The organism is Nonomuraea sp. NPDC049709 (assembly GCF_040674815.1).
In the GTDB taxonomy this organism is placed as follows: Bacteria; Actinomycetota; Actinomycetes; order Streptosporangiales; family Streptosporangiaceae; genus Nonomuraea.
Genome location: NZ_JBFANM010000117.1, coordinates 22,251 through 29,255, shown reverse-complemented (window position 1 = coordinate 29,255; position 7,005 = coordinate 22,251). Strand labels below are relative to the sequence as shown.

6 protein-coding genes and 1 pseudogene are annotated in these 7,005 nt (G+C 70.7%); 6 read left to right on the top strand and 1 reads right to left on the bottom strand.

Translation table 11 applies throughout. The features are described from left to right. From AB0J69_RS56620 to AB0J69_RS56610, 3 genes and pseudogenes are all read left to right on the top strand, one after another. Positions 1-229: pseudogene (locus AB0J69_RS56620) on the top strand (sugar ABC transporter permease); the annotation flags it as partial. Further along, entirely contained in the window at positions 226-1,032 is an 807-nt protein-coding gene (locus AB0J69_RS56615) for a carbohydrate ABC transporter permease (RefSeq protein WP_364136666.1), read from the top strand. The pseudogene AB0J69_RS56620 and the gene AB0J69_RS56615, both read left to right, overlap by 4 nt. Before the next feature lie 16 nt (positions 1,033-1,048). Next, the gene (locus tag AB0J69_RS56610) at positions 1,049-2,722 is read left to right on the top strand and encodes a trehalase family glycosidase (protein WP_364136664.1); all 1,674 of its coding nucleotides are present in this window, start codon (positions 1,049-1,051) and stop codon (positions 2,720-2,722) included. A 580-nt stretch (positions 2,723-3,302) separates the two neighbouring features. Here the strand turns inward: AB0J69_RS56610 and AB0J69_RS56605 are convergent. Next, positions 3,303-3,653 (bottom strand): hypothetical protein, encoded by a 351-nt coding sequence (locus AB0J69_RS56605; protein ID WP_364136662.1) that lies wholly within the window; start codon positions 3,651-3,653, stop codon positions 3,303-3,305. A gap of 271 nt (positions 3,654-3,924) precedes the next feature. Here AB0J69_RS56605 and AB0J69_RS56600 point away from each other — a divergent pair, with 271 nt between their 5' ends. The 3 genes from AB0J69_RS56600 (at position 3,925) to AB0J69_RS56590 (ending at position 6,789) form a co-directional block, all read left to right on the top strand. Then, entirely contained in the window at positions 3,925-4,260 is a 336-nt protein-coding gene (locus AB0J69_RS56600; protein WP_364136660.1) for a hypothetical protein, read from the top strand. Between the two features lie 259 nt (positions 4,261-4,519). Beyond that, positions 4,520-6,037, top strand: a complete 1,518-nt coding sequence (locus AB0J69_RS56595; RefSeq protein ID WP_364136658.1) for an RtcB family protein — start codon at positions 4,520-4,522, stop codon at positions 6,035-6,037. 194 nt (positions 6,038-6,231) lie between these two features. Further along, positions 6,232-6,789 carry an RNA polymerase sigma factor gene (locus AB0J69_RS56590; protein WP_364136656.1) on the top strand — a complete coding sequence of 186 codons (558 nt, stop codon included), beginning with the start codon at positions 6,232-6,234 and terminating at the stop codon, positions 6,787-6,789. The last annotated feature ends 216 nt before the right edge of the window (positions 6,790-7,005 follow it).

Genomic DNA, 7,005 nt, shown 5'->3' with positions numbered 1-7,005 from the left:
GCTCGGCCTGGTCTACACGCTGAAGGTGTTCGACATCATCTGGATCATGACCAAGGGCGGGCCGAGCGGGGCCTCGACCACGTTCGCCACCTGGTCCTACCGGCTCGGGTTCGGCAACCTGGTGCCCTCCTTCGGCCCCGGCGCCGCGGTGGGCAACCTGCTGATCGTGATGGCCCTGGTGTTCGGGCTGATCTACATCCGCGCGCAGCGAAGGCAGGCTCTGGCGTGAGACATCTCAAGACCGCGGTCGGGCTGGTGCTGACCGCCGTGATGCTGTTCCCGGTCTACTGGATGATCAACGTGTCGTTCACCCGCGACCAGGACATGCGCAAGAGCCCGCCCAACTGGTTCCCCGTCAACGGCACGCTGGACGGTTACCGGGCGGTGCTGGAGGAGCAGCTGCCCTACCTGGGCACGAGCCTGGTGGTCGGGCTCGGCACGGTGGCTTTGACGCTGCTGCTCGCCGCGCCGGCCGCGTACTCGCTGGCCAAGCTGCGCCCGCGCGGGGGCGGGGCGCTGAGCTTCGTGCTGCTGATCGCCCAGATGATCCCCGGGATCATCATGGCGATGGGCTTCTACGCCATCTTCCTCACCACCGGCGTGCTCAACACCGTCCCCGGGCTGATCGTGGCCGACTCCACCCTCGCGGTGCCGTTCGCGGTACTGATCCTCACCACGTTCATGTCCGGCATCCCCGAGGAGCTGCTGCAGGCGGCGCGCACCGACGGCGCCGGGGTGGTGCGCACCTTCGTCTCGATCGTGCTGCCCGTCTCCCGCAACTCCCTCATCACCGTCTCGCTGTTCGCGTTCCTGTGGGCGTGGTCGGACTTCATCTTCGCCTCCACCCTCGACCAGGGCGGCGACCACCAGCCCATCACCCTCGGCATCTACCACTACATCGGCAACAACAACCAGGAGTGGAACGCCATCATGGCCACCGCCGTGATCGCCTCCATTCCCGCCACCATCCTGCTCGTCATCGCCCAGCGATACGTCGCCGCCGGCGTCACCGCTGGCGCTGTCAAAGACTAAGAAGGGACCTCGTTTCATGACCGTCGCCGCCTCAGGCCCGGTGTTCTCCCTGCGAGACATCCCGTTCAGCTATCGCGGCTCCTGGTTCGGCTTCTCGCCCGTGATCGCCAAGCACACCCACGCCGAGGACGTACATCTGGTCTCCCACCAGAGCGGCATGCACGCGATCCTGCGCCTGGTCCCTGACGCCGAGAGCACCATCAGCGCCACGCCGCACCAGCTCACCTGGAGCCGCGACGACGGACGCGTCGACCTCGCCTATGACAACGCCGACACCGTACGGCTGCGCGGCCGGGGACTCGGCCTGCGGCTGCTGGCCGCCGACCTCGTGCTGACACCGTTCAGCGGCCCGTACTTCTACCACGATCCCGTCGACGGATCGTACGTCTTCACCCTCTACCAGACCGGACGCCGCTACCGGATCACCGTGCTCAGCGGACAGGCGGAAGCTCTCGGCGTGGAGGCGCTCGGCACCGCCGACCGCGGCCTCAAGCTGACGGGCGACTGGGAGATCGCCGTCGAGGAGTACGAGACCGCGCGCACGCCCTATGCGGGCACCGACACCTTCGAGCAGGTGGTCAAAGCGGCGCGCGCCGAGTTCGACACCTTCGCCGCGGTGGTCGCCCCCTGGCGCAGCGACGCCACCCCCGCCGCCGACCTGGCCGCCTACGTCCTGTGGTCGGCCACCGTACGGCCCGCCGGGTTCGTCACCCGGCCCGCCGTGCTGATGTCCAAGCACTGGATGGACAAGGTGTGGAGCTGGGACCACTGCTTCAACGCCATCGCCCTGGGCGGCGGGCTGCCCGAGATGGCGTGGGACCAGTTCCACCTGCCCTTCGACCACCAGGACGCCGCCGGAGCGCTGCCCGACTCCGTCACCCACTCCGAGATCCTCTACAACTTCGTCAAACCCCCCATCCACGGCTGGACCCTGCGCCACCTCCCTCCGGCGGCCGAGCCGGAGGAGGTCTACCGGCTCCTGGAACGCTGGACCGCCTTCTGGCTGGATGCCCGCCGGGTCCCCGGCCACGAGCTGCCGCACTACCAGCACGGCAACGACAGCGGCTGGGACAACGCCACCACCTTCGACCCCGAGCGCGTCGTCGAGACCGCCGACCTGGCCGCCTTCCTCGTGCTCCAGATGCGCGAGCTGGCCCGCCGCGCCCCGGATCCGGCCACGGCGGCCCACTGGTCCGCCGCCGCCGACCGGATGCGCGACGCGCTGCTCGCCGAGTTGTGGACGGGGGAGCGGTTCGTCGCCCGCAGCGCGCGCTCCGGACAGAGCTGGGCCAGTGCCAGCCTGCTCGACCTCATGCCGATCGTGCTCGGCGACGAACTCCCCGAGGCCGTGCACACGGCGCTCGCCGCACGAGTCCAGGAGCACCTGACCGCCTTCGGGCCCGCCACCGAGCACCCGTCGTCGGAGCACTACCAGGACGACGGCTACTGGCGCGGGCCGATCTGGGCGCCTTCAACCGTTCTCATCGAGGACGGCCTGCGCCGCGCGGGCCACACCGCGCTGGCCGACGAGATCAGCGCCCGCTTCCGCAAGCTCTGCGAGCGGTCCGGGTTCGCCGAGAACTTCGACGCCCGTACCGGCGAAGGGCTCCGCGACCGCGCCTACACCTGGACGGCCAGCGCCTATCTGATCCTCGCCGCCGCCCACGAGCAGCGCAGACAGCGGCTTTGACGCAAGCGCGCACCGCGGCCCAGCCTGGTATCGAATCGGTTCGATGCAGCTGCTCCGAACGCCGGCGCGCGCACGCGTGGCCGCCGCCTGCCGCCGCCTGCCGGCACGAGCCTGACGTGCCGCTGTCGCCCAGCGGCGGCGAGCACGAGCATCGCGGGGCGCGCCTCGGCGAAGAACGCAGGGAAGACCAGCCCCGTTCTGGCCTCGAACGACGACTACATGGCGGAGAGGACAGCCATCAACGGATCTCCGGGCGGATGGATCAGCCTATGTGGTTGTCGATCGTCCCGCTGAGGCGGGGACCGGTGTCAATGGCGCCATCGTGCCGCTGACCCCGTTGACTCGCGTACAACCCCATGGCCGACCCGAACGCCGCCTCAACGGCTACGCCGGCCTGCCCGTTCCCGCGTCTGCCGTCCACCGGCGGGATGTCGGCGCAGGTTGGGCCGCCGGGAGCTTCAGCACCGGCGGCCGAGCGGGCCGCACGCCCGCTCGGCCGGGCGAGGTGCCCTCGCTGTCGGACCTGGACAAGCGCTGCGGGCTGCCGCCGTGCCGGAAAGGCTCGGCGGGCCGGTTGGAGTCAGCCGTAGAGGTTGACGGTGTCACCGGACGGATGGACACATTGGCCGCGGGGTTTGACGTCCCGCACAGTCTGCACGACCATGCACTCCCACGGAGCTCCATCCACCTGCACGGTGAAGTCCACGGGGTCGACCGACAGGGCCCCGGATGACGGGAAGTTGTTCTGGTAGGCGACCGCCACGTCCATGGCGGTCTCGCAGGCCTCGGCTCGTTCGCCGTCCATCTCCGCCTCGACGATCGCCCCGTCCGGGGATCGGCCGCAGTTCTGCTCTGCCTGAGCCGCCGCGCCGGCGGTGAGCGTTCCCGCCGCGACCAAAGCCGCGACGCCGTGTCTGATGATCGCAACCATGTGTCCTCCCATGCCGCGTGGTCCGGACACCTCCAGGGTCGCCCGGCCCGCCCCCGCGGCGGGTCATGGCGGGCCGAGGACTGCGCCCGGCCCTGGAAAAGCCCGACCCCCGCAACGGCGATCCAAACCTGACGGGGCATCTGGAATGCGCATGAGCGGTGCGTCCGGCAGGAACGGCAGAGTCGTTCTTCATCGTGGCGTTGCCCTGCGCTGACCGTTGTCCGGCCCATGCTGGTGACAGACCAGACCACGACGTTCGGGGGTGAGGGTGATGATCCGAATCGGTCTGACCCTGGCGGCCGCGGCCATCGCCGGACTGTTCCCGGCCGCCCAGGCCGGCGCCGAGCCCGTGCCGCAGCAGTTCATCTCCTGCGAGCGCGGCTCCAGCAACCAGAGCCTGACCATCGCGACCACCCGGGAGAAGGACGAGGCCTGCACCACGGCGGCGAAAGTCTCCGACGCCTACAGCACGGAAGTCGACCTGCTCGACAGCAAGGTGCCGTTCACCGTCGAAGCCGACGGGAGCACCTGGAGCTGCGACACGGACTCCACCGGCGACACGCGCTGTGTCTCCGCCGATGAGCAGGTCTGGCTTTCCTCCTCCTGACAGCGGGCAGGTCGACGAAGGGGGCGTGCTGGATCCCGCAGCATCCACCTGAGAGAGAACCACCTTGCGATGGGCGCCGCTGCGCCGTAAATCCGTGGCGGGGTGGAGCGTGCCTCACTATGGTGAGACACGTTTTCACCTCGCGGCTGCTGACCCACGAGGCCTGTGGCGACGGTCCTGTTCCGTCGTCCTCTGTGGCGCGCTCTCAACCGCGCCACCTTCTTGCAGTTCTTTTCAGCAGCCCAAGGACTTCACCATCATGCGTATCCGTCAGGATCGCCGTCTCGTCCGTCATGACGAGCAGTGGCTCACTCTCCCGAACCCCTGGAACGTCCCCGTCGACATTTGCGCCGACGAGCGCGTCCCCCTCGAACCGGCGGCCGTCGACGAAGTGCTGTCGGTCCTGGAGACCGCCGACACCCTCGCCCGCCTCGCCGAGGCCGTGCCCGGCCACGACGGCCCGCCGCCCCGCCTGATCCGTCTCGTCCTCACCCCCGACTTCCACAAGGGAGCGGGCATCCCGATCGGCACGGTCATCGAGACCGAGGGCGCACTGCTCCCGCAGGCGGTCGGCAACGACGTCAACTGCGGCATGCGGCTGGAGGTCACCTCGCTCACCGTGGAGCAGGTACGGCCCCGCCTGGACGCCCTGGAACGGCGGCTGCGGCACCTGTTCTTCGAGGGAGGCCGCCGCATCGCCCTCACCCCCGCCCAGCGGGAGGCCCTCCTGCGCGACGGGCTCCCGGGGCTCTTGCTCACCGGCGACGCCCCCTGGCAGGGTCACCAGCCGACCGATGCCGAGGACTGCCTGGACCGCACGCACGCTCCGGCGCACCCGACCGGCACCGCCGCGGCGTTCGCCGACTGGATCACCAGCGCGGGCGGCACCGCGGCCGCCAGCCACGACAGCCTCATCGGCAGCATCGGCGGTGGCAACCACTTCGCCGAGCTGCAGTACGTGGCACGGGTCCACGACCCCGCCGCCGCGTACGCGTGGGGCCTGGCAGAGGGCGCGGTCGTCCTGATGGTGCACAGTGGTTCGCTGTCACTGGGGCACCAGGCCAACGCCACGGCGCTGGATCGGCTGCGCCGGACCTGGCCGCCGGGATTGTCGCGCCCCCGCAACCAGCTCCTGCCGTTCCTGCTGGACGAGCGTACGGCCGCCGCCCGACGACGGTACCTGGACGCGTTCGGCAACGCCGCCAACTTCGCCTCAGGCAACCGGTTCTTCCTCGCCCTCACCATGCGGGCCGGGCTCGCCGCCGAATGCGGTCAGATGACGGCGCGGCTGGTGTACGACGCGCCGCACAACCTGCTCTGGCAGGACGGGGACCGCGTCGTCCACCGCAAAAGCGCGACGCCTGCGGGTGGTCACGAGCAGATGACCGGCGGCCCGTACGCGATGTGGGGCGAACCCGTGATCGTGCCCGGGTCGATGGGATCGTCCAGCTACCTGCTGCGCGGTCACGGCAACGCCCGCACGCTGGCCAGCGCCTGCCATGGAGCCGGACGGCGCGTCCCGCGCGGCGCCACCGCACGGGCCGGCGACCGTGACCTTGACGCGTTCCTGCGGGATTTCCGCGTGGTCACGCCGCTGGACCACCGCGATCCGACCGTGGCGCGCCGCACGGACGTGATGGCGGCCTGGCGGCGCGACCTCAAGCAGGAAGCTCCGTGGGCGTACAAGGACATCGGGCCCGTGGTGTCGAGCCTGCACGCGGGCGGGGTGGCGGACCCGGTGGCCGAGTTGCGCCCCCTGCTCACCGTCAAGGGCTGACCGCCACCGGGTGGTGTTCCGCGTCGAGGACGGCGGGCCCCGCTGATCCGCGGCCAACCCCAGGGCTCGGCACGCTCGCGAGCCTCGGCGGTGCGTGGCAGCGGGCGGTTTTCTCGGCCACTCCCGGGTGTGAAGCTTTTCGGGCCCGGGCGGTAATGACACATGACCGGGCACGCCGAGAAAGGCTCCCATACATGATCATCCATAGCGAGATCGTCGAGGCCGACGACGCCAGCGTGATCGGGCGGTCGTTACACGAGCCGGACGTGTTCGCCGTCCTCTTCGACCGGCACGCGCCGCTCCTGCACCGTTACGCGGCCAGGCGCCTGGGCCCCGCCGAGGCCGAGGACGTGGTGGCCGACGCCTTCCTGGCCGCCTTCCAGCACCGGGCCGAGTACGACAGGACCCGCACAGACGCGCGGCCCTGGCTGTACGGCATCGCCTCCAACCTCATCGGCAAGCGGCGCCGCGCGGAGACGACCCTGTACCGCGCCTATATCCGCAGCGGCGTGCATCCGGCCGCGGCCACGGCGGTCGAGGACGGCGTCAACACGCTGGCCGTCAACCGGCCGCTGGCTCGGGCCCTGCTGGCACTCAAGCCGGCCGACCGGGACGTGCTGCTGCTCGTGGCGTGGGCCGAGCTGAACTACCGGGAGGTCGCCGAGGCGCTCGCCATCCCCGCGGGCACGGTCGCCTCGCGACTCAATCGGGCCCGCCGGCAGATCCGTGAAGCACTTCGAGAAGGAGAATGACGATGGACGAGCTGACGACGATGTGGCGGTCGATCCCGCCCGCGACCCCCGAGCAACTCGCCGGGGCACGGCAGCGGCTGCTCGACGGGATGCGTGCACCGCGCAGGCGGGCGATCACCGTTCCGCGGCTGGTCGCGGCCGCGGGGGGGGGGGGGGGGGGGCCGGCCGGCAGCGGGCGACCGGGGCGTGGTCCGCCTCGCACTGGCCGGACAGCTG